Origin of the sequence: Lentzea sp. HUAS12, from assembly GCF_024125735.1 — a bacterium.
GTDB classification, from domain to species: domain Bacteria; phylum Actinomycetota; class Actinomycetes; order Mycobacteriales; family Pseudonocardiaceae; genus Lentzea; species Lentzea albida.
The window spans coordinates 5,593,596-5,619,349 of sequence record NZ_CP099738.1 but is presented as its reverse complement, the minus strand read 5'-3'; the positions used below and the strand labels follow the sequence as shown (position 1 = coordinate 5,619,349).

Annotated in this window: 25 protein-coding genes; 14 read left to right on the top strand and 11 right to left on the bottom strand. The window is 70.2% G+C overall.

The features are described 5' to 3' along the window. Positions 1-50 precede the first annotated feature (50 nt). From ND450_RS25270 to ND450_RS25260, 3 genes are read left to right on the top strand one after another with little or no spacing between them, the layout of a single operon-like run. Positions 51-2,327 carry a LuxR C-terminal-related transcriptional regulator gene (locus ND450_RS25270; protein WP_253321151.1) on the top strand — a complete coding sequence of 759 codons (2,277 nt, stop codon included), beginning with the start codon at positions 51-53 and terminating at the stop codon, positions 2,325-2,327. A 31-nt stretch (positions 2,328-2,358) separates the two neighbouring features. Next, complete coding sequence (locus tag ND450_RS25265) at positions 2,359-2,859, top strand: exonuclease domain-containing protein (protein ID WP_253321150.1); 501 nt, start codon at positions 2,359-2,361, stop codon at positions 2,857-2,859. Between the two features lie 17 nt (positions 2,860-2,876). Continuing rightward, positions 2,877-3,380, top strand: a complete 504-nt coding sequence (locus ND450_RS25260) for a hypothetical protein (protein ID WP_253321149.1) — start codon at positions 2,877-2,879, stop codon at positions 3,378-3,380. Here the strand turns inward: ND450_RS25260 and ND450_RS25255 are convergent. From ND450_RS25255 to ND450_RS25215, 9 genes are all read right to left on the bottom strand, one after another. Then, positions 3,361-7,137: an SbcC/MukB-like Walker B domain-containing protein gene (locus ND450_RS25255; protein ID WP_253321148.1), complete on the bottom strand. Its 3,777-nt coding sequence runs from the start codon at positions 7,135-7,137 to the stop codon at positions 3,361-3,363. The genes ND450_RS25260 and ND450_RS25255 overlap by 20 nt on opposite strands. Continuing rightward, complete coding sequence (locus tag ND450_RS25250) at positions 7,130-8,194, bottom strand: TIGR02678 family protein (protein ID WP_253321147.1); 1,065 nt, start codon at positions 8,192-8,194, stop codon at positions 7,130-7,132. The genes ND450_RS25255 and ND450_RS25250 overlap by 8 nt, the downstream gene beginning before the upstream one ends. Next, positions 8,191-9,594, bottom strand: a complete 1,404-nt coding sequence (locus ND450_RS25245) for a TIGR02677 family protein (protein ID WP_253321146.1) — start codon at positions 9,592-9,594, stop codon at positions 8,191-8,193. Before ND450_RS25245 ends, ND450_RS25250 begins: the two co-directional genes overlap by 4 nt. Positions 9,595-9,684: 90 nt before the next feature. Next, positions 9,685-10,107 (bottom strand): DUF6346 domain-containing protein, encoded by a 423-nt coding sequence (locus ND450_RS25240; protein ID WP_253321145.1) that lies wholly within the window; start codon positions 10,105-10,107, stop codon positions 9,685-9,687. After that, on the bottom strand, positions 10,065-10,574 hold the full coding sequence (locus ND450_RS25235) for a hypothetical protein (RefSeq protein WP_253321144.1): 510 nt from the start codon (positions 10,572-10,574) through the stop codon (positions 10,065-10,067). The genes ND450_RS25240 and ND450_RS25235 overlap by 43 nt, the downstream gene beginning before the upstream one ends. Next, on the bottom strand, positions 10,571-11,014 hold the full coding sequence (locus tag ND450_RS25230; RefSeq protein WP_253321143.1) for a DUF6346 domain-containing protein: 444 nt from the start codon (positions 11,012-11,014) through the stop codon (positions 10,571-10,573). Before ND450_RS25230 ends, ND450_RS25235 begins: the two co-directional genes overlap by 4 nt. Then, the gene (locus ND450_RS25225; RefSeq protein WP_253321142.1) at positions 11,011-12,312 is read right to left on the bottom strand and encodes a WXG100 family type VII secretion target; all 1,302 of its coding nucleotides are present in this window, start codon (positions 12,310-12,312) and stop codon (positions 11,011-11,013) included. Before ND450_RS25225 ends, ND450_RS25230 begins: the two co-directional genes overlap by 4 nt. After that, positions 12,309-12,617: a type VII secretion target gene (locus ND450_RS25220; RefSeq protein WP_253321141.1), complete on the bottom strand. Its 309-nt coding sequence runs from the start codon at positions 12,615-12,617 to the stop codon at positions 12,309-12,311. The genes ND450_RS25225 and ND450_RS25220 overlap by 4 nt, the downstream gene beginning before the upstream one ends. Further along, the gene (locus tag ND450_RS25215; protein ID WP_253321140.1) at positions 12,614-13,066 is read right to left on the bottom strand and encodes a YbaB/EbfC family nucleoid-associated protein; all 453 of its coding nucleotides are present in this window, start codon (positions 13,064-13,066) and stop codon (positions 12,614-12,616) included. Before ND450_RS25215 ends, ND450_RS25220 begins: the two co-directional genes overlap by 4 nt. A gap of 56 nt (positions 13,067-13,122) precedes the next feature. On the opposite strand from ND450_RS25215, the gene ND450_RS25210 reads away from it, so the two are divergent. The 3 genes from ND450_RS25210 (at position 13,123) to ND450_RS25200 (ending at position 15,754) form a co-directional block, all read left to right on the top strand. Further along, positions 13,123-13,683, top strand: coding sequence for a type VII secretion system-associated protein (locus ND450_RS25210; protein WP_253321139.1), 561 nt, complete (start codon positions 13,123-13,125; stop codon positions 13,681-13,683). 83 nt (positions 13,684-13,766) lie between these two features. After that, entirely contained in the window at positions 13,767-14,387 is a 621-nt protein-coding gene (locus tag ND450_RS25205; protein WP_253321138.1) for a hypothetical protein, read from the top strand. A 56-nt stretch (positions 14,388-14,443) separates the two neighbouring features. Then, the gene (locus ND450_RS25200; RefSeq protein WP_253321137.1) at positions 14,444-15,754 is read left to right on the top strand and encodes a cytosine permease; all 1,311 of its coding nucleotides are present in this window, start codon (positions 14,444-14,446) and stop codon (positions 15,752-15,754) included. Positions 15,755-15,756: 2 nt separating this feature from the next. On the opposite strand, the gene ND450_RS25195 is transcribed toward ND450_RS25200, so the two are convergent. Further along, complete coding sequence (locus tag ND450_RS25195; protein WP_253321136.1) at positions 15,757-16,815, bottom strand: sensor histidine kinase; 1,059 nt, start codon at positions 16,813-16,815, stop codon at positions 15,757-15,759. A gap of 206 nt (positions 16,816-17,021) precedes the next feature. Continuing rightward, entirely contained in the window at positions 17,022-17,849 is an 828-nt protein-coding gene (locus ND450_RS25190; protein ID WP_253321135.1) for a DUF4082 domain-containing protein, read from the bottom strand. 111 nt (positions 17,850-17,960) lie between these two features. Here ND450_RS25190 and ND450_RS25185 point away from each other — a divergent pair, with 111 nt between their 5' ends. The 8 genes from ND450_RS25185 (at position 17,961) to ND450_RS25150 (ending at position 25,744) form a co-directional block, all read left to right on the top strand. After that, complete coding sequence (locus ND450_RS25185) at positions 17,961-20,174, top strand: xanthine dehydrogenase family protein molybdopterin-binding subunit (RefSeq protein WP_253321134.1); 2,214 nt, start codon at positions 17,961-17,963, stop codon at positions 20,172-20,174. A 14-nt stretch (positions 20,175-20,188) separates the two neighbouring features. After that, positions 20,189-20,644, top strand: coding sequence for a (2Fe-2S)-binding protein (locus ND450_RS25180; RefSeq protein WP_089922073.1), 456 nt, complete (start codon positions 20,189-20,191; stop codon positions 20,642-20,644). Between the two features lie 42 nt (positions 20,645-20,686). Then, entirely contained in the window at positions 20,687-21,919 is a 1,233-nt protein-coding gene (locus ND450_RS25175) for an SLC13 family permease (RefSeq protein WP_371927785.1), read from the top strand. Positions 21,920-21,921: 2 nt separating this feature from the next. Continuing rightward, complete coding sequence (locus ND450_RS25170) at positions 21,922-22,347, top strand: universal stress protein (RefSeq protein ID WP_253321132.1); 426 nt, start codon at positions 21,922-21,924, stop codon at positions 22,345-22,347. A 52-nt stretch (positions 22,348-22,399) separates the two neighbouring features. Further along, a complete protein-coding gene (locus tag ND450_RS25165; RefSeq protein ID WP_253321131.1) occupies positions 22,400-23,383 on the top strand; it encodes a hypothetical protein in 984 nt (327 codons plus the stop codon). A 43-nt stretch (positions 23,384-23,426) separates the two neighbouring features. Next, on the top strand, positions 23,427-24,212 hold the full coding sequence (locus tag ND450_RS25160) for a TIGR02452 family protein (RefSeq protein ID WP_253321130.1): 786 nt from the start codon (positions 23,427-23,429) through the stop codon (positions 24,210-24,212). A 99-nt stretch (positions 24,213-24,311) separates the two neighbouring features. After that, positions 24,312-24,833 carry a ribbon-helix-helix protein, CopG family gene (locus tag ND450_RS25155; protein ID WP_253321129.1) on the top strand — a complete coding sequence of 174 codons (522 nt, stop codon included), beginning with the start codon at positions 24,312-24,314 and terminating at the stop codon, positions 24,831-24,833. Between the two features lie 68 nt (positions 24,834-24,901). Beyond that, positions 24,902-25,744 (top strand): DUF4097 family beta strand repeat-containing protein, encoded by an 843-nt coding sequence (locus tag ND450_RS25150; protein ID WP_253321128.1) that lies wholly within the window; start codon positions 24,902-24,904, stop codon positions 25,742-25,744. The last annotated feature ends 10 nt before the right edge of the window (positions 25,745-25,754 follow it).

Here is a 25,754-nt window from a genome sequence, read left to right as displayed (position 1 = left end):
TGAGTGGGCGATCACCCATCTCGTCGGTGGCGATCCCCTAGCCTGGTCGCGTGGGGTGGCCGTTCGTGGGGAGGGACGCCGAGCTCGCCGCGGTCCGGCGGGCTGTTCGCGGCGCCGGGCTGATCGTGGCGGGCCCGGCCGGCGTCGGCAAGACGCGGCTGCTGGACGAGGTCACGTGCGACGTCCGGCTGCGGGCGTCCGCGGCGATGTCCGAGATCCCGCTGGGCGTGATGGCGCCCTTCTTGCCATCGGCCGACTCCTCACCGTTGGCGATGTTGACCGCCGTACGGATGGCGTTGCGTGGTCGTGTCGTGGTGGTGGATGACGTCCATCTGCTCGACGACGCCTCGGCGGGCCTGCTGCACCAGCTCGTGCAACACCGGGAAGCCGTCGTCGTGGCGACGCTGCGGTCGGGCGAACGCGCGCCCGACCCGGTGGTGGCGCTCTGGAAGGACGAACTGCTGCCGCGCATCGAGCTCGAGCCGCTCGGGCGCACGGCGGTGGTCGAGGTGCTGGAGACCGTGCTCGGCGGAGTGCTGGACAGCGTCACGGCCGATCGGCTGTGGACGGCGTCGGCCGGGAACATGCTGCTGCTGCGGGAGATGCACTTCGCCGCGCAATGGGTGTCGCACGGCGGTGTCTGGTCGTTGGACGGCCCGCTGCCGTTGTCCCCACGGCTCGTGGAGCTGATCGAAGTACACCTCGCCGCAGTTCCCGCGGACGAGCGCCGCGTGCTGGAGCTGCTCGCGTTCGGTGAGCCGCTGGACCTGGCCGCGTCGGAGGCGTTGGACGGCCTCGTGACCGTGACGGACGACGGCCTGCGGCTCGCGCATCCGCTGTACGGCGAGGTGTTGCGCGCGCAGTGCCCTCCTCTGCGCAAGCGGAACCATCAGCGTCACCTGGCCTCGTTGCTCGACGATCCGTTGCGGGTGGCGGTGCTGCGCCTGGACAGCGGCACGGCAGATGACCCCGCGCAGCTGCTCACGGCCGCGAACATCGCCAGCGCCACAGGCGGCGTCGTCCTGGCAGAACGACTCGCACGCGCCGCATGGTCCATCGGTGGTGGTGTGGAGGCAGCACGGCTGTTGGCGTACGTCCTGCTGTTCACGGACCGTCCGGAGGAGGCCGAAGAGGTCTTCGCGATGGCCGCGACCGACGACGACCCGATCGAGGTGCGCACGATGCGCGCCATGAACCTGGGCTGGGGGCTCGGGCGCAGCGACGAGGCCGCCGAGATGGACGTGATGCCGGCGGCACGGGCGGCGCTCCTGTTCTTCGCCGGCAAGTACGAAGAGGCCCGTGCGCTGCTCTCGGAGTCCGATCCGGGTGAGGCGTCGATCATCGCGATGATCGACGTGGTGCAGGGCCGCTACACGGGGCCGTTCCCGGCCGTCCCGCCGAACCCCGAGTTCGCGCTGAGTGCGGAGATGAACGCGTTCTCCGAGGTGTTCGTACACTCCTTGCACGGCGATCTGGCCCGTGCGGAACATCTTGCCGTGCAGGCGCATCGCGAGAAGGCGGAGTGGGACTCCATGCGGTCGAGCTGGGCCGTGTCGTGCGCGGGCCTGGCGCGAGCCGGGGGACGACTGCTCGAAGCCCGGCGGCTGCTCCAGGAGGCGCGGCCCGCCCAGCCGTTCGTCCGGCTCTGCGAACTTGCACAGGTCGAGGCCCTGCTGGGCAACGACGCGCGCGGCGTGCTCGCCGAGGCCGAAAAGCACGTGCCACAAGGGATGCGGGTGTACCGGCACGGCCTGTGGACGGCGCGGATCTGGGCGGGCGGCGCCTCGCCGTTGGAAGGTGCGGCGGAGGCACGCGCGCACGGCGAGTTCGCGGCAGAAGCCCTCCTTCTGCACGAGGCCGTGCGTCTGGGGCGTGCCGCCGAAGTCGTGGAACGCCTGCACGAGCTCGCCTCCACGATCACTGGCCTGCTGGTACCGGTGTTCGCCGCCCACGCCGAGGCGTTGGTGCGCAACGACTCCGCAGGGTTGGAGACGGTGGCCGCACGGTTCGAGGAAGCCGGTTTCATGCTGCTCGCGGCCGAAGCCGCCGCCGAATCGGGCAACCGCGCGCTGGCGGGCCGCCTGATCGCCCTGTGCGAGAGTGCGAGCACGTCGGCGCTGGCGACGTTGACGCCACTCACGCCCCGTGAGCGCGAAGTAGCCGTGCTCGCCGCACGCGGCCTGACGAACAAGGAGATCGCGTCGTCGTTGGTGATCTCCGTGCGGACCGTGGACAACCATCTGTCCAACACGTACTCGAAGCTCGGCATCACGACCCGCGGCGAGCTGGCGTTGGTCCTTACGGATGACCTCGGCGGCCGGGGATAACGCGAGGCACCCGTTCGAACGACATTCCGGCATGGGCAAGGGGTACGCGGTCGTCGACGTCGCCACCACGGGACCTGCTCCGGGCGACAGGGTGATCGAGGTCGCCGTGGTGCACCTCGACGCGTCCGGGCGCCGGACCGACGAGTGGTGCACGCTGGTCAACCCGCGCCGCGACTTCGGCCCCCGGCACGGCATCAGTCCCGCCGACGTGCGCAGGGCGCCGCAGTTCGCGGGCGTCGCCGGAGAGCTCGCCGCACGGCTGTCCGGCCGGGTGTTCGCGGCACAGGACCTGACGTTCTGCCAGGGATTCCTCACCGCGGAGTACGCGCGGCTGGGCCACGCCTTCGCCGTCTCCGGCCTCAGCACCGGGCCGCTGGAAGCACCGAGGGGGATCGCCTTGCAGGACGCACGGGCGTCGGCCCGTCTGCTCGTGCGGAGTCTCGACCGCATCGGGACCGTGGAGCCGGTACGCCTCGAGGTGCCGCGGACTGTGCGTGCGTATGCCATGCAACGCAGCGGAGGAGCGCGATGAGTGACGACGTGCGACGTGTGGCAAAGCTGATTGAGCAACGCAACAGCATCGACACCGAGCTGGCCGCGATCATCCGGCGGCCGGCGTTGCCCGGCCACCTCGGCGACTGGATCGCGGCACGGATCTTCGGCATCACGCTGGAGCCGCAGGCGAACAAGGCCGTCGGCGGGCGGCTCGACGACGGCCGAACGGTGGGCATCCGGTGGTACCCGAAGCGCGAGAACATCCTCGACCTGAAGGAGGGCGGCCCGGAGACCTACCTGGTGCTCACCGGGCCGAAGTCGGTGCCGGCGAGTTCGGTGGGCACCTCGCGGCCGCTGGTGATCGAGGCCGTGTACCTGTTCGACGCCGCCGCGCTCATGGACGACCTGCGCGCGCGTGGATGCAACATAGGCATGGCGTCCAGCGTGCGTGAAGAACTCTGGCGGGCCGCGGAGGTCTATCCGCGGCCCAACCCCGCGTTCCCGCTCACCGACGACGAGCGGCAGCTGTTGGCGTTGTTCAGTCCTCATCAGCCGTGAGGCTGTGACCGTCCCATGTGAACCGCACGGTCGTGACGGCGTCATCGCCGTCCGTGCCCGTGGTGAGCTGGTGGATGGCGATGCCGGTCAGCTCCCGGTAGTCGCACCACTCGTGGTCCGACGTGAGCACCAGGTCGAGGTCGAAGTTGACCAGCAGCTCCAGCAGCTGCCCGCGGTTGGTGGCGTCGACGCCGACGAAGACCTCGTCCAGCAGGATCAGCCGGGGTGCGGTCGGGGTGGCGTGGTAGTGCGCGGCCGCCGCGGCGAAGAGCGGGAGGTGCAGCACGATGGCCTTCTCGCCGCCGGACAACGCGCCGTGCACGCGTTTGGTGACCGGTACCCAGCCCTCGCCTCTGTCCACCTTCACGACGAACTGGTGCCACGTCGTGTAGTCGAGCACCTGGGCGAGTTGTTGTTCCCAGCCCGTTGCGGAGTCGTGCGCGCGTGCTTCTTCCACGCGCTCGCGGAAGAAGTCGTGCAGCAACGCGCGTTCGTGGTCGTTCAGGTCTGAGCGCAGCAGGAGGTCGCGGGCCTCGCGCGTGCCCGGTGGCAGCTGGGGGTCGACCTGCCAGTCGAGCTGCACGCGGATGCCGGACGCGGTCTGGACGCGCTCCAGGCGGTGGTTCATGGTGGCGACGAGCTCGGAGGCGCCCTGGATGCGCTGGGCGATGTGCCTGCGGGTGTCGCCGGTGAGGGTCTGGTCGAAGAGGTCGCGTTCGACGTCCGTGATGTGCGTGCGCATGCGGTCGCGTTCGGCCTGCAGTGTCTGCAACAGGGCGTGGGCGCCCATGCGCGTGCCGTCGAGCGTTGCGGTGAGGACGGTGACGTCGTCGTCGGGGTCCAGCGACAGCTCGATGCGGCCGGCGAGTTGCTGCTGGGCCTCGTGCACCGCCATGCCCAGGCGGGACTCGGAGTCGCGGATCAGGCGCGGGTCGACCGGGCCGTCGGGCACCTCGCCCGCGTCGGCGGGGAGGTGGCCGCTCGTGAGGTGGCGATAGCGCGTTTCGGCGGCCTCGTGCGCGAAGGTGGCTTCCGCGGCGCGTGAGGTGTCTGTCCTGCGCTTCTCCTCCAACGTGCCGAGTGTGCGCGCCAGGCCCGTTTGCTTGTCCTGCAGCAGTTCGCGTTGCTCGGCCAGTTCGAGGGCCTTGGCGCGCAACGTGATGAGCCGCTGGTCGAGGGCGTGGAACTCGGAGCTCGCGGCCCGTTCGACGGTCTCCAGCGTGACGGCGAGGTCGGAGGCCTCCTGCTGACGTGCCGAGGCCGTCTCCTCCGCCTCGTCGGCCAGCGCGCTGCTGGCGGACGCACGGCTGCCGGCCTCGACCGACAGCGCTTCCGCGGTGAGGGCGTCACGGCGGTCGTCCAGCCAGCGGTGGGCCGCCGTGCCGAACGCCGTCAGCTCGTCCGCGTCGGGCACCTCGGCGACCTGGCCGAGCCGGGCCACGGCGGCCTCGGTCTCGGTCACCCGGAGCTGGTCGGCGGCGACGGCGTCCTTGCGCGCCGCCGACCGCAACTGGGCCTTCGTGCGCTGTTCCTCGGCGACGTCCATCGGGTCGGTCGAGGGCTTGCGCGCCATCTCACCGGCGAGGGTCGCGCGGCGGACGGCGATCTGGTTCCGTGCCGCGTCCACTCCGGACAGGTCCGTCGCGAGTTGCTCGATCAGTCCGGTGAGCTCGGCGATCCGGCCCGCGCGGGCGCGTTTGCGGGCGTCGGCGCCGATGTAGGTGGGAGCGGGCTTGGTCCAGCGGCCGTGGGCGTTGCCCAGGCGCCACGTGCCGTCCGCGCCGATCGCGGTCGTGTGGCCGGACGCGGTCTCGCCGAACGCGACGCCGTCGAGGAACCGGTGGCAGCGCTCGTCGTCGGTGACGAGCACCTCCAGCAGCGTCGTGCCGGGGGCGGGGCCGGAGAGCAGCGGTTCGGCGAAGCGGTCCCGGGCGGTCAGATCGAACGAGGCGTCCGGCGTGAGCCACGCGTCGAGCAGTCCCGACGCCTCCAGCGCCGCCTCGACCGCAGCGCACACGGATGGCGGTGTGCCGGGGCGGAAGTCGACCAGACGCCACAGAGGGGCCCCTGCGGCGGAAACGCGGAAGTCGTCGTCACGCGTGTACGGCGCCGGTGGCGGCACGTCGACCTGGTTGGCGAGCTTCTCGCGGATCGACCTGTACTGCGAGAGCTGGCCGTTCAACGCCGTGCGCGTCTCGTCCAGGCGCGCCTCGATGCGGCTGAACTCCTCGCGCGCGAGAGCGGCGGCCTCGACGACCTCGTGGTGCTCGGACACGTTCAGCTCGGAACAGCCGCGCGCCCACGTGTCGACGTCCGCGCAGAACTTCGCAAACGCTTGCTCGAACGTGCGCTGCGCCGCGGTCTCGGCTTCCGTGGCGAGTTCGAGCTCGTCACGGGTTTCCTCGAGCCGTTGGCGTGCGGCGTTCCGTGCGTCGACGGCTCTCTTGTGTGCGGTGACGGCACGCGTGATCGAGTTGATCTCGGCGGACCGGGCCTCGACGGCGGCGGTGAGCAGCTGACGCCCCGCCTTCGCGTCGGCGCCGGACTCGATCTCCTCGAGCACCGACGGCATGCCCGCCTGCTCAGCCGCTTCCCGTGCGAGGACGACGGACCGTCGCAGTTCATCGGCCCGTGCGGCCGCCTCGGACTTGGCCTGCCCGGCCAGTTCCTCGTCGGCGACGGCCCGTGCGCGGAGCTTCGCGGCGTGCGCGGCCGCCTCCGCAGCGCGCTGCGACGCGGCGGAGAGCTGCTGCCGCAACTGGTCGAGCTGCCTGCCCTCCTGGTACGCGGGCAGGTCGGAGATGCCGGAGATCTCCGCGTCGACCGCTCTCGCCTCGCGTCCCAGCGCCGCGAGCTGGTCGAACGCCTCGTCGGTGAGCGTGATCTGGCGCTCGTAGCGCCGGTCGCTCATCCGCGCGGCCCTGGTCAGCTCATCGAGCTGCTCGGTCGCGGTCTCCAACGCCCACGCGGCCGAGCCCAGCACGCGCTGGGCGTAGACGCGCTGCACGCCCGCAAGCCGTTCGGCGGTGGTGATCTCCTCGTCGAGCCGCCGCAGGCCCTCGCGCTGGCGGTCGAGGCGTTCGAAGCCCTCGGCGATCTCCGTGAGATCGGACTGGTCGAGCGGCGGAAGTGCCTTGGACAGCAACGAGGACAGCACGCTCGGGTCGAGCCGCTCGGACAGCTTCGGCGTGCGCAGCTGCAGCAGAGCCGTGATCAGCGAGTCGTACCGTTGCTCGGTCACGCCGGGGAACAACGTCGTCCGCACCGTGTGCCGGTAATCGGCCGGTGAGGTGTGCACGACGCCGTGCTCGCCGATCGCCGCCGTGAGGTCCGTGGTGGTCAACGGGCGCCCGGCCTCGTTCACCAGCGCCAGGTCGCCGACCCGCAACGACGTCGTGAAGTACGTGGCGGAGACGTTCGTGGTGTTCGTGGTGGCCTGAAGGCGCGCACCGCACGTGAACCACTCTTCGCCGTGCTGGAACTCCAGCCACACGTACCCGACGCGCGTGCTGCCCTGGTTGCCCTCGCCCATGAGGTTCCAGTGCATCGTGCGGTCCGCGCTGCCGAACGTCGACAGGCGGTGCGGACGCAGGTTCGCGTCGAACAGGTACGGCAGCAGCAACTCGAGCGCCTTCGACTTGCCCGTGCCGTTGGGACCCCTGAGCAGCAGTCTGCCCTGGTAGAACGAGAAGATCTCGTCGTAGTAGCGCCAGACGTTGATGATGCCGGCGCGGCTCGGTTGCCACCGGTCAGTCATGCAGCTCCTCGACCGCGTACCTGGCTGCGGCGGGCAGCCTGTGAACGGTGCCGTTCTCCGTGCGCGCGAGCCCGAACGCCTCGAGCAGTTCGAGCCCGTCCGCCGCGAGCCTGTCCGCACCACCGTCCGACTGGTAGGCCTTGGCCCAGTTCCGGAACCTGGTGAGCACCTCGCGTGCTTCCTCGGTCAGCTCCTCCGTCGTGGCAGGGCCCAGCGCCAGCCGGTCGAGCAGCAGCAACGCGGCGACCTTCGCGTTGTTGTCGTCGTCCGGGAACCTCGTGTCCGTGGCGATCGCGTCGGCGTCGACCACGACGTACCCCTCCTTGCGCTCCTCCAGCGTGCAGCCGGCGAGCGTGATGCCGGTCTGCACGACCTTGCGGCCGGCGGGGGAGCCGAGGAACGCGAGCTGACTCGCGTTCAGGTCTTCCTTGTACACCACGGGATCGTCGATCAGCCTGCGCATGACGGAGTGCCGTTGCCACAGACTGCGGTGCGCGTTCTCGTACCGCGACTCGTAGGTCAGGTCCTCGACCGTGTCCACAGTGGAGGGAGCCACAGGCGCGGACAGCAGTCGCGTGATGAGCGTCGGATCCGCGCGGACCTGCTCGTCGACCTCGATCGCGCCGTGCTCCTCGAGGAACGTCAGCACGTCGTTGAACGCGTTCCGGTCGCTGCGCCTGCCCGGCTCGAACTCGATCTCGTCGGCCTGCTTGAGGCGCGACGTCAGCTCGTCGAGCGTCGTCAGCGGTGTGGTCAGCAGCTCCGCGCACATCAGGCACAGCAGGACGTACCGGCGCCGGTCGAACGCCGGTCGCGTGCGGTCAGGCCGTTGGGTGGTCTTGAAGAGACGCGCGTACCCGGCCCGCGGCTCGACGACCACGCGCCAGCCGCAGTAGTAGTCGAACCACTTCGTGATCGGCTCGCGGCGCCTCCTGATGAGGTCGAAGCCGTCCGGATCCTGGCCGTTGGTCAGCAACGGGCGCGCGAGCAGCAGACGAACGCCACGCGCCACTTCCTCGCTCTCCAGCCGTGCGAGCTGGTTTCCCGTGTTCCTCATCGGCTCTGCACGTCGATTACGTAGTCGGGCCCGCTCAGCGTGCCCTTCTGGGTGGTCATGGTCGCCCAGCCGCGGGCGTTGCGGAGGTTGATCTGCATCCGCCCGTCACTCGTGCCGGCCGAGCGCGTGCCGGTGCTGTCCGGATCGCTGCCGAGCGCCCTGCCGACGAGGTCGATCAGCCGGTGGAACGTGTCGTGGTCGAGGTTCGTGAGCGTGGAGATGCGAATCGCGCCGTCGGTCTGGATCTGCGACCACGCGTACTCCAGCTCCTCACGCTCCTTCTGCGCCTGTTCACGACGGTTGCGGCGCACCTCGTCGACGTTGCGGACCTTGCCCGTGGCACCGATGTGCTCCTGCTTGCCGGTCGCGCGCAGCTGCGGCGACACGGGCACGGGCGGCGTGTTCTCCCACGCCTCGGCACTGGGCAACAGCTCCCCGTCGGCGTGCGCGAGGTGCGCGTGCCGCGCGGAGTAGAGCCCGAACGCGGCGTTGAACAACTCGTGCGCCTCGTCCTCGGTCTCGGTCCGCGCGAACCACTGGGCGAGCGCCTTGAAGTCGGCCGCGGTGTTCGTGGGCTTCTTGCGCTGCTCGCTGATCCGGTCGAGCACCCTGAGCAGCTGCACGATCGCCTTGCGCGACACGTCCTGCAACTCCTCGACGCGCGGCGGGTTGTCGCAGAACCAGCTCCGCAGCTCGGTCCACCTGGCCTTCCGCTGCTGCGCCCACTGCTCGTCCTGGACGAGCCCGGCACCGCGCCGCGCGCGTTCGTGCAGCTCGGCGGCGTCGATGGAGACGACGGCCTCGCGAATCCCGTGCTTGCGCGCGTCCAGGTCGGCGATGAAGTCGCGCAGGTAGGTGACCGTGGTGCGCTTGACGTCCTGGAACGTGTCCAGGTCGGCCTGGTCGTCCCGCAGGATGCGCTGCAGGTCGGCGTTGAACCGCGTCGTGTTCGCCTTGAAGGCTTCGAGGTGCCCTTCGAGTTCGGAGAGCGTCGTGAAGGCGTCGTGGTCGTTCAACGGCCCTGCGAGGGCGTCGAGGCGGGCCGCGATGGCGTCGAGCACGGCGGTCTGCAACGCACCGTTCGCCGCGAGTGTGTGTGTCGCGTGCTGGACGCCGGCGTACGCGGCCTCGCCTAGCTTCGTGAGCCCGTAACGGTGCTGTGCGGCGTCCAGCAGACCCCAGCCCCTCAGAGCGGCGAGGGATGCCTGCAGGTCGTCGTCGGCCAGCTGCTCGGACCAGCCGACGGTGCGGAGCCGTTGCTGCACGTCATCGGCGGTGAGGACGGTCTGCAGGCGCTCGTTCGCCACCCCGAACACGCGCAGCACCGCTGTGTGCAGCTCCGCCTGGTCGGTCGTGGTGAAGCGGAACAGGTCCGCGGGCACCGGTGGAAACGTCGTCACCTGTGCCACCGTAGCTTGTGCCCGCACCTCCTCCGGGTGGCACGGTGCACGGTCATCACGAGCCGTCGCTGCCGCTCGCCCACCACCCGGTCACCGGATGGGCAGGAACCGCGCCGGCAGGTTCGGGTCCTCCAGCTCCCGGATCCTCGCCAGGTCGTACGTCGGCTTGATCAGCAACGCGATGCCGCCGGCCAGCAACAGGACGAACAACGCCTTGGCGAATCTGTGTTCAAAGGGCTGGTCGACGACCTCCCATCTGGCGCCGACGGCTGTCACGGGCTTCGGGATGCCGATCTCCGCCTGAGCGAACTGCGAGTGGCTCAACGTCCGCATGAGCTTCTGGCCGGTGTCCGCGGTTATGTCGACATCGCAACGCCACAGGGCCCCTAGGTAGCGCCAGTCTCGCTCACACGATGTCGCCACACCCGTGCCCTCGGCCCGTCGGGGCCAGACGTCGGCGCGGGCGGTGATCAGCACGCCGTGGGTGAAGTGGGCAGCGAGGAAGGCGAGCATGCCTGCTCCGACGTACCAACGGGCCTGGGCGCGCAGGCGCCGCACCTCCCCTTGGCGGCCGGTCGTTTCCCGCGGCTGTTCTGCCACAGCACACCGGCGCCGACGAGGCCGAGCGCGATGGAGGTGACGGCGCCCGTGGTCGGCCACGGTGCGGGATTGAAGGATGCGCGGGCAGGGGCGAAGTGCTGCGGGGCGAGGCGTTGCATGGGGACGGAGGTGTCGGCGGGCGACAGCAGCGAGGAGTCGCTGGTGTAGCGGTACCGCATCCCGTTGTCGGTGAGGATCGCGGTGCAGCTCCAGCGGGTTCCGAGGAGCAGCCAGTTGCGTTCGCAGTGGATGTCGTCGGCCTGCGCGACCGGGCTGCCTGCTGGACCGTGGTCCTCCCAGAACAGCAGGAGGAAAGCTGAGGCGTAGGCGCACAATGCGAGCCATGCCAGGGCTAGCCAGCGTTGGTGATGTCCTTTCACGTGATCGGCTTCTTGTCGCGGAACATGCGGAACGTGATGAACAGCGCGATCCCGGGAAGGCCCATGAGGCACAGCATGTATGCGACCTTGTTCGGCTCCCTGCGTTCGGCGAGTGCCCACGTCGGGCTTGCCTGTGACGATCTTCCGGATCGCACGAGGTTGTTGGTCATCGGGACTTGCTTGCCGATGTCCGTGGGGGTGAGACCGGAGTTCTTGCTGCTGTAGGGATACCGCTTGCCGTCATCGGCCACGATGGTGGCATCGCAGTACCAGAGGGCGCCGAAGGCCCACCAGTTGCGCTTGCACGAGACGTTCTCCGCGTAGCCCTTCGGCTGCCCGCCTGAGCCCGCCTCACCGTCGAAGAACAGCGTGCCCGCGTGGGCGGTGTATAGGGCGACGATCCACAGGACCGCGGCGACGGCGATGCGCTTCGTCTTCATCCCTGGTCTTCCTTCGGGTCCTTGTGGCCGCCGCCTTCGGCCTTGTTCAGCTCCTTCGACAGCTCCTTCGCCGGATGCACGAGGTCGCCCCAGTTCGGCATCAGGTGGCTGATGTCCCTGCTGGCCACGGCGCGGACCCAGTTCTGCCCGTCCAGCAGTCCCTTGCTCATCGGCGCGTCCACCCGGTCGGCGGCGCGGCCGAGCCCGGACTGAGGATCGCCCATGTTCTCCTTGCGCGTGGACAACGGCGGCTGGTTCATCGACTCGTAGAAGTCCCGGACTCTCTGTTTGCGCGCCGGCCCGTTGTCCTTCACGCGAGCTGCCCAGTCGTCGACCTTCTGGCTCGTGCGCTGCGCCATGTCGTCGATTTTGTTCATCGCGTTGTCGACGCCGTCCTGGATGCGCCTGCTCGCGTTGCCGAGCCCGTCGCCGAGGTTGTCGAGCGAGTCCGCCCTCGACACCTTCGTCGAGGAGTCGGCGGCGAGTTCTGCTGCTCGTTGGTTGCCGTAGCGGCTGTTGGGCATCTGCCGGCTCAGGGCGGCGAGGTCGTCAGCCTGCTTGCGCATCGCGGCGCCCGCGCTCTTCGCCAGCGAGCCGAGCTTGTCCAACGCATTGAACAGCTTGGCGACGAACCGGGCGATCTTGGTGCCGATCTCGACGGCCTTGGTGACCGCTCGCGTGATGAAGGCTGCTATCGAGGCACCCGCGGTCGGGACCGCCGACGCCGCGGCCGGAATACCCCACATCAACAGGGTGCCCGCCAGATCGGCCAGCAGATCGCGGATCAGGGCTCTCGTCGCGGCGACCACCGCTCCGGCCACCTTGATCTTGTTCGCGGCGGACGACGCCGCAGCGGATGACCCGCGCAGTTGTGCGGCAAGGGTGGTGCAACGGCTCCGGTAGCCATCGGCGGCGTCACCCGTCCAGTCAGCGAGCGTCTTGGCGTGAGACTCGTACGCGGTGGCCTCATCGCTCAGGCGCTTGGAGATGTTCTCCCAAGTGGTGCCGATCGCCTCGATGGACGGTGGATCACCCATGAGCTTGTCGAACGGTTCCCGGATGAAGCCGACGTTCTCGATGATCCAGCCGACCACCGACGAAGCCAGCGTTCCCAGCGGGTCCGTGAGGAAGCCTGCGACGTCCAGTGCCAGCGCGGCGCCGTCGATGCCGAGCGCGACCGGGTCGATGGTCTTGCCCTCGGCGAACGGCTTGACCAGGTCTTCGGCGGTGTCGAACAGGCCGGCGCCGGCGAGCCGCTTCCTGTCGTCCTCCTTCTGCGCGATCAGGGGGTTGCTCATCGGTCCATCCCCTGCATGGCGCTGCGGTTGCCTTCGTCGACCTGCTGGTAGGTCTCGGCGGTCGAGCAGAGTTCGTCACCGGTCGCCTCGAACGCCTTGGGCAGGGCCGCCAACAGGCTCTTGGCGTCGTCAAGTTCCTCGTTGAAGATCCACGACCACGCTTGGCAGAGTTCGCCCATCACGTTCGGCCCCAGGCTCACCTGCGAGGCGGACACGGCCTCCTGCAACGACGGGGACAGCCGGCCGACGAGCATCTTGCCGTGGGCGGCGACGGTCTCGGCCTGGGTCTGGAAGCCGCCGCTCATCGCAGCACCGAGTTTCCGCCGAAGTCGTCGTCATCACCCTGCGGCGGCGCGGGGCGAGGTGACGCCGGCCTCGGCTCTTCGACCGTGCCCGCCGGGTCGATCACGGCGATGCCCTGCTCGACCTGTTCGCGCAGGAACGCCATGCCTTCGCCCTCGCCCAGCAACGGGCGCATCGTGTCCTCGATCTTGCGCGCGGCTTCCACCTGGGCGCGGCGAATGGTGTCCATGATCGTGCGGCCCAACGCGGTGTGGCCGAGGTCGTCGGCGCGCGGAGTGAGCTGGAGCGACTCGATGCGGCCGCCGGAGCCCACCGTGACGATGACCGAGCCGTCCGGGCTCTGGGCCTCGGTGCGGGACTCGCGGAACGCGGTCTGGATGGCGTTCGCCTGTTCCTGGGCTTGCTGGAGGCGCTGTTCGAAGTCGGCGAGGTACTGGTGCGGATCTGTCACGACCGGATGATCCCATTTGGTCGCACTCTCCGCGCACGATTCGGCACAATGCGTGCATGGTCAAGCCGCTCGTGACGAGGGAGATGAGGGAACGCGCCAGGCGTGTGCCCAACAACTGGCTGCACGTGATCGACCCCGCACACGACAGCGCCGCTGACGTTCCTGCGGAAGCTGTGATCGGGCGGTACCTCGTCGACGCTCGAGGCGAGATCACCGACCAGTACGTGCCGAATCCCCGGTATCAGCCGCGTGAGGTCACCTTCGAGAACGACCTCGAATCGGTGATGTACCTCGTGCAGCGCGGATACGGGGACAAGCAGGCGCTCGTGGACGCGGTGCTCGCGGCCGATCTGGTGCTGCCCGCCGATCCGGCTCGCGAGCCGCGCAGGCACCTGGTGATGCGCGGCGACACCGTTGACGTCTTCGCCTCGGAGCAGGCCCGGCCGCGTGACTGGCCGCCGCACTGGCACCGCTTTCGCGGGGTGGAGCTGGCGGTCGTCGTCGACGCGCTCGACCGGCCCGTCACGCTGCTGGTCACCGCGCAGGGCGGGGTGCAGTTCGAGATTCCCGGTGACCTGCTCGTCGAAGGGCTGCGTGACGTGATCACGATGGGGTGATCCGCGTGGTGGCGTTGATCGGAGAACGGGTCGCGTTGCGCCGATCGGGCTAACCTCCGGCCGTGCGGACGAGGCTGACCCCCATGCAGCAGGCGGTGGTGGACGCCGGGCGCCCTCTGCCGCAGCTCACCGATCCGCTCGAGGTCGAGCTCCAGGTCAGCGCGGTCGCCGGGCCGTTCGCCGACAACGAGGAGCTGTGGGAGGTCGTCGTCCGGCACCTGGGGGAGGTGCCGAGCCGGCGCAGTGCGGCGCTGTTGACGGCGTTGGCACATCTCCTGCCCGGGCGGCCCGGGGGGTGGGCCCGGGAGGCGGCGCGGCGGCAGGCCAGGCCTCGGTGGGATCTTGGCGGGTTGACGTTCGGCGAGTGCTGGATCGGGGACCGGTCGATCGACGCCGGGTATTTGGCGCTGCTGTGCAGTTATGCGTATGGGGATGTGGGGCACGCGATGGTGTTCATGATCGACGAGCTCAACGGGAGCCTTACGCGGCACGCGTTCCTCACTCGGGAGGTGGGGGAGGCGTTGGACGGGCTGCGGGGTGAGATGCGGTTGGAGTCGATCACGCCCGAGGCCGCTCATTGGCTGTTGAGCCGCAGTTACGACCGGTTCGAGCGGCGGCCCGGGCTCGGGGTGAGCCTGGACGTGCACCAGACGCGGCTTGTTGCGCGGCGGCGGATCGCGCTCGCGATGAATCAGCTTTCGTGACACGGTTGTGCGGTGTGTCTGTCGCTCGATCGTGGGGTTGCCATTACTGTCCCTGTGTGATCAGCGGGATGGTCGCCGGGCGTGATGATCAGGCCCTCAGTCGTGTGCCCGGCGTGGCGCGGCACCCCTGGTGGTCCGTCGCCGTTCAGCGGTTCGGGCAGACGACGGCGCTGAGCCAGTTGGTGCTGGGGGCGGCGCTCGGGTTCGGCATGCGGTTCTGGGACGCGGTCCTCGCGCTCACGATCGGGGCGGTGCTGCTCAGTGCCGTCGCGGTCGCCGTGGGTGTGATCGGGCAACGTGAGGGGCTGCCGACGGCCATCCTGAGCCGGTGGACCGGGTTCGGGCACGCCGGGTCGGCGGTGCTCGGGCTGGTCATCGCCCTGTCGTGCACCGGGTGGTTCGGGGTGCAGACCGGGCTGGCCGGCGCGGCGCTCGCCGCGACCGCCGGGGTGGTGCCGGCGCCCGTGTGGTCGTTGCTGGTCGGGATCGTCATCACGGTCGTCGCCGCCTGCGGTGTGCGGTGGATGGCGTGGACGTCGTATGTGGCCGTGCCCGCGTTCCTGGGGTTGCTGGCGTGGCTCGTCATCAGGAATGTCAACGATGTCGGCGTCCTCGGTGGTCCGGCGCCGGGGCCCTCGATCGGGATGCTGACGGCGATCACGCTGGTCATCGGCAGCTTCATCGTCGGGGCGGCGATCGCGCCGGACCTGACGCGCTTCCACCGCAGTGGGCGGGACGTCGTCAAGCAGACGGTTCTGGGGGTCGCGGCCGGGGAGTGGGTCATCGGGCTGGCCGGCGTGGTGCTCGCGCACGGGCTCGGCACGACGGACGTCATGGGCGTCCTCAGCGAGACCGGTGGCTGGGTCGGCGCGCTGATCGTGGTCACGGCGGTGCTGAAGATCAACGACTGGAACCTCTACTCGGCCTCGCTCGGCCTCGTGAACTTCTTCGACGCCGTGTTCTCGCTCAGGATCAGCCGGACGCAGATGACGGTCGTGGTCGGGTGCGCGGGCAGCTCCCTCGCGGCCGCGGGCGTCGTGCACCAGTTCACCCACTTCCTGGTGCTGCTCGGCGTGGTCTTCCCGCCGGTCGCCGGGATCATGCTCGCTGAGTACTACGTCGTGCGGCGGTGGCGCAACGAGATCATCTCCACGCGGCCGAACGTGCCGCGCTCGGCGCCGTCGTGGGTGCCCGCCACGGTGGTGATCTGGCCTGCGTCAGCGGTGATAGGTGAGCTCGCGCCGATCGGACAGTCGGGCGTGAACTCTCTCGTGCTCGCGTTTGCGCTGTATGTGTGTGCTGGGCGGCTGAACCTGTTGAGGATGCGTACTCGCCGTGCCACCAACCGCGACATGAAGGCCGCCTGACGTCAGGTCGGCACGAACGCGGGCAGCACGGCGTCCACCTCGAAGCCGCCGTCGTCGGTCGGGCCGGCGGTCAGCGTTCCCCCGACCACCTCCACGCGGCCGCGCAGGCCGAGCAGCCCGCTGCCGGAACCGGGCAGGGCGAGGGGCGGCAGGACCGACGGCCTGGCGTTGCGGATGACCGCGCGGACGCTGCTCGGTCCACAGTGGATGGTGATCTCGGTGAGGGCGCCCGGCGCGTGCTTGTGCACGTTCGTGAGCGACTCCTGCACGACCCGGTACATCGTGCGGCGCACGGCGGGGGAGATGGTGCCGTCGTCGCCGTGCTCGGTCAGCGTGACCTCCAGCCCCGTGGCGGCGGAGTCGGCGACCAGCCGCGAGAGCCGGTCGGGCAGCACGTCCGGAATGCGCGGCGCGCGGCCCGAGCGCAGCACACCGACGAGGTCGCGCAGTTCGGCCAGCGCCTGGCAGCCCGCGGTGCGCAGTTCCTCGGCTGCCTTGCGCACGCCGTCGTCCTTCGCGGCCATCCGCAACGCGCCCGCGTGCAGCACCATCAGGTTCAGCCGGTGCGTGACGACGTCGTGCATCTCGGCGGCGAGCCGGGTGCGTTCGTCGGCACGAGCCTGTTCCACGCGCAGTGCGCACTCCCGCTCGGCGATCGAGCGCGTGAGCCTGCGCCGGTCGCCCAGGTGCAGGCCGAGCAGGCCGGCGATCACGATCAGGCCGGGACCGACCAGACAATCGGGCAACACCCACGTCCCGGCTCCGATCGCCCACGCGAGGGCGTGGAGCGGGAAGAGCCAGCGGTACCGGGTGGCGTGCGCGGCGACGGAGTACGCGGACACCACCGATGCGTAGTTCGGCGTGAGCAGCGTGAAGAAGGTGATCACCAGGCTGGACGCGACGGGGTGCGTGCGCCGCCACCACAGGGCCGCGGCCGCGAGCAGGTGGACGGCGAGGTGGAACGCCAGGGACGCCGGTGGGAGTTGGGGCGGCGTGAACTCGCGCCACATCCCCAGCGCTGCCACGAGCAGCACCAGCCCCAGGTCTCCTGCCCGTGTCACGCGGGTGACGATACTGCTGCGTTGTGCTCCGGATCACCTACTGGAGCAGGGGATCGACCCTACTTTCGCAGGTGGCGGGCACCGACATTTCCGCCTGCCGGACACACGCGTCCGTTCGCTGCGCACACTGCTTGCGGAACAGCGCCGGGCGGCAGTCGTGGCGAGGATGAGGCGCCCGGCGGCTCTGGAAGACGGGCGCCGTTTTCCTACGGCCGGAAGATCGGCTCGATCCAGTAGTTGCTCGCGTTCCAGGTGTCGGTCGGGAACCCGCCGCCGTAGCGGTACACGCCGGCGTTCACCGGCAGCGTGAACGGCGTCTGCACGACGTTGCCGGCGAAGTAGTCCTGCGTGGCCCGGTAGCCACCGGACGGCGTGTAGTACGAGACGACGTACTCGGTGCCCGGTGCCACGGGAACCGGTGTGCCGAAGGTGATCCGCTGGACGTAGGCGGCGGCGGGGGCGTCCTGCTCGGCCAGCAGGACGCCGTCGGCCCAGATCCGCGCGGTAACGGGACCTGTGTACGTGCCGCGGTAGATGATCACGGCCGGGATCGAGCCCGCGCGGTCGACCCGCAGGCGCACGCCGAGTTCGACGGCCTCGGTGTCCGGGTCGTTGATCGTCGGGCTGTGCGTGTCGTTGAGGATGAGCAGGGTGTCACCGGCGAGCGGCGGGGTCGTCGTGCCGCCGACGTGGACGGTGCGCGAGACCGTGACCGGGCCGGTCGTGGACGCGGTGCGGGCGCGCGCCTTGATCGTCAGCGGGCCGGGGACGGAGGGCCACAGCACGACGGACCACCGTTCGCCGTGGGCGTCCGCGGTGGTCCAGTTGGTGCCGTCGTCGGTGGAGAAGTCGACCTCGGAGATGCCGCCCGACTCGCCGTTGACGGCGCCGCCGACCACGAGCAGCGGTTCGTTCAGCGGGACGGAGGCCTCGGCGGTGGGCGCGAAGATCATCGCCATCGGCGAGTCCGCGGCGAGGGCCGGAGTGGGAGAGACCAGGACAAGTGCCAGCAGCAGTACTGCTAATCGTCTCATGTACGGCGGATCGTCCCGGGTAGATCCGCAGTTACGGTGGTCCGCTGTTCGGTCGTGCACCCATTCGGCTGACGGTCGTACCCGTGTGGACCAGATGTCGTTGACGAGTACATGACCTGTGACAACGAAGTCCCGGTCCCCGAAGTCCGGGCCCCGGTGCGTCGTCGGCAGTTCCTCACGTTCCTGGTGGCCGCGCCGGTGCTCACCGTCGCTGTCCCCGGCACGGCCGAGGCCGTCATCCCGACACTGCCGCAACCGGCCGAGGTCCTCGACCTCGGCGACGTCCTCATCCTGGCCGGCACGCCCACGGCCGGAGCGCTCGCCGTGCTCAGCGTCGGCGAGGACGGTGTGGTCACCCTCGAACTGCCTCGCGCCGAGGTCGGTCAGGGCATCACGACGGCGTGCGCGATGCTCGTCGCGGAGGAACTCGACCTGCCGCTCGAGAAGGTCCGCGTGACGCTCGCCGACGCGCGGCCCGAGTTGCTGATGAACCAGCTCACGGGCGGTTCCAACACGATGCGGTCGGTGTACGGCCCGGTCCGTCAGGCGGCGGCGGCCGCACGGGCCAGGCTGCTCGCGGCGGCCGCCCAGAGGCACGGCGTCCCGGTCGAGCGACTGTCCACGAAGGACGGTGCGGTGATCCTCCCGGACGGCCGCCCGATCGTGTACGGGCTGCTGACCTCGGCCGCCGCGCAGCTCACCGGAACCTTCGCCGCACAACCGAAACCGGCCGAGGAACACCGGCTCGTCGGCACCCCGCAGTCGCGCATCGACGCCCGCGCGATGGTCACCGGTCAGTTCAGGTACACGCTCGACCAGGACGTGCCGGGCGCGATGCCGACGGTCGTGCGCCGGCCACCGACGATCAACGGCTCGGTGAGGTCGGTCGACTCGGCGGCTGCCAAGGCGATGCCCGGTGTACTGGCGATCGGGGTCGTGCCGACCGGGGTCGCGGTGGTCGCCGAGACGTTCGGGCAGGCCATGGCCGCACGGGACGCGCTCAAGGTGACCTGGAACGCCGGCACGATCGACTCGTTGTCGGACAAGGAGATCCGCGCGAAGTTGCAGGCCGCGGCGCTGCCGTTCGTGGTGCCACCGCTGCTGACCCAGCACCTCGACATGGACTTCGACTTCGCGTTCGTCAGCCACGCGCCGATGGAGACGAACTCGGCGATCGCGGACGTCCGCGACGACCGGGCCGAGATCTGGGCGGGCCTGAAGTCGCCGATCGTGGCGCAGCAGACCATCGCCGCCGCCATCGGACTGCCCGAGTCGGCGGTGAAGGTGCACGTGATGCAGGGCGGCGGCTCGTTCGGCCGCAGGCTCTTCTTCGACGCCGCGCTGGAGGCCGCGCAGATCTCGAAGGCGTTGCGGCGCCCGGTGAAGCTCATGTGGGACCGCAAGGACGACATGCGGCACGGCCGGGCGCGCGCCGCGAGCCACCACAAGCTGCGGGCGACGTTCGGGCTCGGCAACGTGCTGACGTTCGAGCACCGCGTGGCGTCGGTCGAGACCGACTTCCGGCACGGCCTCGGCGAGATCCTCACCGCCACCGCCGCGAAGCTGCCCGTCGGGGGCAACCTGTCGTTCGCGCAGACGGTGTTCCTCACGACGTGCAAGGTGCCGTACAACTTCGGCGTCGTCACCTCGCTGCTCAACGAGGTGCCGCTGCGGATGCACACGGGTTCGTGGCGCTCGGTCTACTCCGCGAACACCCGTGGCGCCGAGGAGATCCTCGTCGACCAGCTCGCGAAGAAGATGGGCAAGGACCCGGTCGAGTTCCGCCGCGAGTTCCTCAAGACCGCGCGGCAACGCGCCGTGCTGAACAAGGTCGTGGCCGAAGGCGAGTGGGGCAAGGCGATGCCCCGGGGCTTCGCGCAGGGCATCGGCTTCCACGACGAGTACAAGTCGTGCACGGCGTGCCTGGTCGAGATCGATGCCCGCGACCCGAAGAACCCGCGCGTGGTCAGGGCGACGATCGCGGTCGACGTCGGCCGCCCGATCAACCCGCGCGGCCTTGAGGCGCAGATGCTCGGCGGCCTGACCGACGCCATCTCCACCACGTTGCGCGCCGGTCTGCACATCGACAGGGGTCTGCCGCTGGAGGGCTCGTACTCGCAGTTCCACTACGCGCGCCAGAAGGACGCGCCGCTCGACGTGAAGATCCACGTCATGCCGGCGACCGGCGAACCGGGCGGCGCGGGCGAGCTGGGCGTGCCGGCCGCGGTCGGTGCCATCGCCAACGCCTACGCGCGGGCCACCGGCGTCGTGCCGCGCAGCTTCCCGATCATCTTCCCGGTCGACTTCGAGCCGTTCCCGCGCTGAAGGAGCGTCCCCCTGTGCCTACCTACACCATGATCGTCAACGGGAAGCCGGTCACCGTCGAGGCCCCCGCCGACATGGCACTGCTCTGGGTGCTGCGCGACAAGCTCGGCGTGCGCGGGCCCAAGTTCGGCTGCGGGATCGGCGTCTGCCGCGCCTGCACGTCCCACCTCAACGGCGCGGAGATCCAGCCGTGCGTCACGCCCGTCGCGGAGTGCTCCGGGCAGGAGGTCACCACGATCGAGGGCCTCGCCTCGGGTGACGACCTGCACCCCGTCCAGGAGGCGTGGCTGGAGCAGGACGTCGCGCAGTGCGGCTACTGCCAGCCCGGCCAGATCATGGCCGCGGCGGCGTTGCTCCGGACGAAGCAGGAGATAACGGACGAGGACATCGACCGGATCGCGAACGTGTGCCGGTGCGGTACCTACTTCCGCATCCGCCAGGCCATAAAGTCAGCGGCGGCCAAGATGTGAGGTAGCCGGGGCCCGCCGGCGCAGGAGGATCCCGTGCTGGCGCTGTCCGTCGTGTTGCTGGTGGCTGTTCTGGTCTGCGCGGTCGTCCGGCCGTGGGGTCTGCCCGAGGCGGCGGTCGCGGTGCCGGCGGCCGTGCTGGTCGTGCTCGTCGGCGCGTTGCCGTTCGACCACGTCGTGGACGAGGCGGTGCGGCTGGGGCCCGTGATCGGGTTCCTGGCCGCCATCCTCGTGCTCGCGCAGCTCTGCGACGACGAGGGCCTGTTCCACGCGGCGGGCACGTGGATGGCGCGGGCGTCCGGCGGCAGGCCGAGAACGTTGCTGGGCGGTGTGTTCGTCACGGCCTCGGTCACCACGGCGGTGCTGAGCCTGGACGCGACGGTCGTGCTCCTCACGCCCGTGGTGTTCGCGACGGCCGCGCAGCTCGGCGTCCGGCCGAAACCGCACGTCTACGCGTGCACGCACCTGTCGAACAGCGCGTCGCTGCTGCTGCCGGTGTCGAACCTGACGAACCTGCTGGCGTTCGCGTCGAGCGGGCTGAGCTTCACGCGGTTCGCGGCGCTGATGGCGTTGCCGTGGGTCGTGGCGATCGTCATCGAGTACGTGGTGTTCCGGCGGTTCTTCCGCACCGACCTCGACGCGCCGGTGCACGAGCCGGACACGCGGCCCGCCGCCGAGCTGCCGGTGTTCGCGCTGACCGTGGTCGGGCTGACGCTCGTCGGGTTCGTGGTCGCCTCCGCCACCGGTGTCGACCCGGCGTGGGCCGCCTGCGCGGGTGCCGTGGTCATGGCGGTCCGGGCGCTCGCGAAGAAGCGCACGACCGCGGTCAAGGTGGTGCGTGCGGCCTCGTTGCCGTTCCTCGCGTTCGTGCTCGGCCTCGGCATCGTGGTGCGCGCGGTGGTCGACAACGGGCTCGACGAGGTGCTGAAGCTCGCGATCCCGGGTGGCGACGGCCTGCTGGCGTTGCTCGGCGTGGCCGCGGTCGCCGCCGTGCTCGCCAACGTGATCAACAACCTGCCCGCGGTCCTCGTGCTGCTGCCGCTCGTGGCGCCGATGGGGCCGGGCGTCGTGCTGGCGGTGCTGCTGGGCGTGAACCTCGGCCCGAACCTCACCTACGCCGGGTCGCTCGCGACGTTGCTGTGGCGGCGGATCGTGCACGACCACGACGCCGAGGTGCACCTGCCGGAGTTCACGAAGCTCGGCCTGCTCGCCGTGCCTGCCACCCTGATCGGCGCCGTCGTGGCACTGTGGGCGTCCCTGCGGCTGATCGGAGGATGATCATGACGGTGGTCGTGTGGATCGCCGACGACACCTGGCAGGACTGCGTCGACGCGGCTCGTGCGCAGGACGGGGACTTCCTGCTGCTGCACGTCAGCGATGTGGCCGGTACGGCCCACGGCGCGTTCGCCGGGCTGCTGGGCAGGCACTCCTCGCTCGACCCCGGCACGCGCCTCGACGACCTGGCCGCCGACCACGCCACGCACCTGCTGGACGCGGCCGCCGAACGCCTCGGGCGCCCGTGCGCGACACAGGCGCGCGTCGGCCGGGTCGAGCACGAGGTCGTCGAGGCGGCACGGGAAGCGTCGCTGCTGGTCCTCTGCCGTGACGGCGACGTCAGTCACGCCGGTCCGCGCAGCCTCGGCCCGGCGACCCGCTTCGTCGTCGACCACGCCCCGTGCCCGGTGCTCCTCGTCTGGCCGACATAACTGCCTGAGCGCAAACTTGCGCGCACGCACTTTTCTCGCATAGCCTGAGGCCATGCGAGCCAAAGGCATCGCGTACGACACCGGTTTCGTGCGCCACGGGGACATTTCGCTCAAGACGTTCGACCTGGACGAGGTCAGGCGGGACCTGACCGCGATCAGGGACGACCTGCACTGCAACGCCGTCCACCTCGTCGGAGGTGATCCCGAACGGCTCGAACGGGCTGCGGAGATCGCCGCCGGGCTGGGGCTGGAGATCTGGTTCTCGCCCTATCCGCTGGAGCTCACGCCGTCCGAGGTCCTCGACCTGTTCGCCGACTGCGCGCGCAGGGCCGAGCGGGTCCGGGCGCACGCGGAGGTCGTGTTCGTGACGGGCGTCGAGCTCAGCGTCATGAACCCGGGCTTCCTGCCGGGTGACGACGTCCTGCAGCGGGTGGAGCAGCTCATGGGACGACCCGAGCGGATGCGGGAGGCGGGGGAGAGGCTCAACGCGTTCCTCGCCGAAGCCGTCGGCGTTGTGCGGCGACACTTCCACGGCGAGCTCACCTACGCCTGCATCCCGTTCGAGAACCCCGACTGGGACCTGTTCGACTTCAAGTCGTTCGAGCTGATCCGGTCCGCCGAGGTCGCCGGCGTCTACGCCGAGAGCATCAGGAACGTGGTGGCGCAGGGGAAACCGGTCGCCATCACGGGCTTCGGCACGGCGGCGTGGCACGGGTCGGGCGCCGTCGCGCCGCGCAGCATGGAGATCGTCGAGCACGACGAGGCCGGGCTGCCGGTCCGCGTGAAGGACGGCTACGTGCGCGACGAGGAGGAGCAGGCCACGTACCTGCGCGAGGTGCTGGAGACCTTCGAGGCCGAGGGCGTCGACAGCGCGTTCGTGTACATGTTCGCGCTCGCCGACTACACCCACCGGCCGGACGACCCGTCCCGAGACCTCGACATGGCGGGTCCCGGGATCGTGAAGGTGCACGAGGACGGCCGCTGGGAGCCCAAGGCCGCGTTCGGTGCCGTCGCCGAGGTCTACGCCCGGATTTAAGCGCTTGGCGGGCACGGGAACGCCAGCCAGACTCGTGGGCACCATGAGCGCAAGGTTGCGAGCGATCGCCCACGACACCGTCGCCATCTCGGAGCGCGGTTCCTACTCCACCCCCGCCGGCGAGGTCGCCGTCGCCGTCACACCCGCGGTCGAGGGGACCCGGCTGCACCTGCCGGACGAGGTGCTCCCGCTGCCCCCGGAGACGGGCGAGGCGCGGATCGACGTCACCAACGAGTCCACTTTGGACGCGAGTCGCCGGCTCGGCGGTGACGTCGCGGCGCTGAACTTCGCGTCCGCCCGCAACGCCGGCGGCGGTTTCCTCAACGGCGCGCAGGCCCAGGAGGAGAGCCTCGCCCGTGCGTCGGCGCTCTACCCGTGCCTGCGTGCCGCAGGCGAGTTCTACACGTACCACCGCGCGCACGAGGACCTCACCTACACCGACCGCGTGATCTACTCGCCGCGCGTGCCGTTGTTCAAGGACGACGAGGGCACGTTGCTGCCGGAGCCGTACGAGGTCTCGTTCCTCACCGCGGCCGCGCCGAACCTGGCGGCCGTCCTGCGCAACCAGCCCGAACGCGCCGACGGCGTGCCGCTCGCGTTGCTGCGCCGCGCCATCCGCGTCCTGCACGTCGCCGCGTCGCACGGCCACCGCAGGCTCGTACTGGGCGCGTGGGGGTGCGGGGTCTTCGGCAACGACCCCGCGACCGTCGCCCGGATCTTCGGGCTCGCGCTGCGGGACAACCGCTACTTCGAGCACGTCGTCTTCGCGGTGCTCGACCGCCAGAAGGGCGCGCCGACCTTCCAGGCGTTCGCCGACGCCCTCGGCTGAGCCGCGATGGCACCACTCCTGACCTGCGCTGAGCCAAAATGATGCCAAATTGAGCCAGAATTGCTTGTGGGTGGTGCCACCGTGTGCCATAGTGGTGCCATGGATCTGACCCCGTATGTGGCTTCCCTCGGTCGCGAACTGCTGACCGCCGTCGAGACCGGCGGCGGCGAAGCGAGTGCGCTGGTCGAGCGGTTGACCGTGACGATGGAGTCGGCGATCCGGCTGGCACTGCTCGAAGCGCTGTCCGCCGCCGCCGACGAGATCACCGCGGACCTGGCACCGGACTCGGTGCAGGTGTTGCTGCGGGGCCGTGACCCGAAGTTCGTCGTGACGCGCAGGGCGCCCGAACCGGCCGTCGCGCCGGAGCCCGCCCCCGCGCCGCCCGCCGAGGACGTGGCGGCCGGCTTCGAGGACGGCACCACCGTGCGCATCAACGTCCGCCTGCCCGAGCCGCTCAAGGCCGCGATCGACGAGGCGGCGGCCAAGGAGGGGCGTTCGGTCAACGCGTGGCTCGTGCGCGCCGCGTCCGCCCAGCTGAACCCGAAGCGCGAGCAGACCGTCGCCGAGGCGGTGACGAGCAACATCACCGGCTCGCAGCGTTTCGTCGGCTGGGTCCGCTAGCACCGGCTTCTCATCACATCGCCCCGACCTGCGGGGATGCTCCACCGACACCTTCTGAGGGGACAGCCATGCCTTCTTACGACACGCCAGAACCGATTTCCGTACTGCTCGACGTCTACGCGGGCCACGTCCAGGTGGTCGCGTCCGACCGCGCCACCACCGCGGTCGAGGTGCGGCCCACCGACTCGTCCGACGCCTCGGACCGGGAGGCCGCCGAGAAGATCAGGGTCGACTACGCCGACGGCACCCTCGTCGTGCGCGGCCCGAAGCGGACCTTCGACTTCTCCCGCAAGACGCGCTCGGTCGACGTCGTGATCGAGCTCCCGACCGGGTCCAGGGTGGACATCGACCTGGCGGCCGGCAGCGCCCGCACCTCCGGCGTGCTCGGCGTGACCGAGGTCGACCTGTCCGCGGGCAACATCCACCTCGACCGCACCGGCCCGCTGAAGGCCGACACGGGCGCCGGGCAGGTCAAGATCGGCGCGGTCACCGGCGACGCCGAGGTCAAGACCGGCAGCGGCCACATCCGCGTCGGCAGGGTCGACGGCTCGCTGGTCGTCAAGAACTCCAACGGCCACATCGACGTCGGCACGGTCGAGGGCGAGCTGCGGGCCCGTTCCGCCAACGGCGACATCAACGTCGAACGCGCCGGCGCGCTGGTGGACGCCCGGACCGCGATGGGCTCCATCGAGGTCGCCGAGGTCGTCCGCGACACCGTCTCGCTGAACACCGCGATGGGCGGCATCGAGCTCGGGATCGCCCAGGGCACCGCCGCGTGGATCGACGCCAAGACGTCGTTCGGCCGCGTCAGCAACACCCTCGACGGCAGCGACGGCCCCGGCAACGCCGCCCAGACCGTCAAGGTCACCGCCCACACGTCCTTCGGCGACATCTCCGTCCGCCGTGCCTGAGGGGAACCCC

Coding starts and splice junctions, on each gene's coding strand:
- ND450_RS25155 (WP_253321129.1), top strand. CDS start 24,312: ATGGATCTGACCCCGTATGTGGCTTCCCTCGGTCGCGAACTGCTGACC.
- ND450_RS25265 (WP_253321150.1), top strand. CDS start 2,359: ATGGGCAAGGGGTACGCGGTCGTCGACGTCGCCACCACGGGACCTGCT.
- ND450_RS25160 (WP_253321130.1), top strand. CDS start 23,427: ATGAGCGCAAGGTTGCGAGCGATCGCCCACGACACCGTCGCCATCTCG.
- ND450_RS25205 (WP_253321138.1), top strand. CDS start 13,767: ATGCAGCAGGCGGTGGTGGACGCCGGGCGCCCTCTGCCGCAGCTCACC.
- ND450_RS25225 (WP_253321142.1), bottom strand. CDS start 12,312: ATGAGCAACCCCCTGATCGCGCAGAAGGAGGACGACAGGAAGCGGCTC.
- ND450_RS25255 (WP_253321148.1), bottom strand. CDS start 7,137: ATGACTGACCGGTGGCAACCGAGCCGCGCCGGCATCATCAACGTCTGG.
- ND450_RS25185 (WP_253321134.1), top strand. CDS start 17,961: ATGACCTGTGACAACGAAGTCCCGGTCCCCGAAGTCCGGGCCCCGGTG.
- ND450_RS25250 (WP_253321147.1), bottom strand. CDS start 8,194: ATGAGGAACACGGGAAACCAGCTCGCACGGCTGGAGAGCGAGGAAGTG.
- ND450_RS25190 (WP_253321135.1), bottom strand. CDS start 17,849: ATGAGACGATTAGCAGTACTGCTGCTGGCACTTGTCCTGGTCTCTCCC.
- ND450_RS25240 (WP_253321145.1), bottom strand. CDS start 10,107: ATGCTCGCCTTCCTCGCTGCCCACTTCACCCACGGCGTGCTGATCACC.
- ND450_RS25165 (WP_253321131.1), top strand. CDS start 22,400: ATGCGAGCCAAAGGCATCGCGTACGACACCGGTTTCGTGCGCCACGGG.
- ND450_RS25170 (WP_253321132.1), top strand. CDS start 21,922: ATGACGGTGGTCGTGTGGATCGCCGACGACACCTGGCAGGACTGCGTC.
- ND450_RS25230 (WP_253321143.1), bottom strand. CDS start 11,014: ATGAAGACGAAGCGCATCGCCGTCGCCGCGGTCCTGTGGATCGTCGCC.
- ND450_RS25220 (WP_253321141.1), bottom strand. CDS start 12,617: ATGAGCGGCGGCTTCCAGACCCAGGCCGAGACCGTCGCCGCCCACGGC.
- ND450_RS25210 (WP_253321139.1), top strand. CDS start 13,123: ATGGTCAAGCCGCTCGTGACGAGGGAGATGAGGGAACGCGCCAGGCGT.
- ND450_RS25150 (WP_253321128.1), top strand. CDS start 24,902: ATGCCTTCTTACGACACGCCAGAACCGATTTCCGTACTGCTCGACGTC.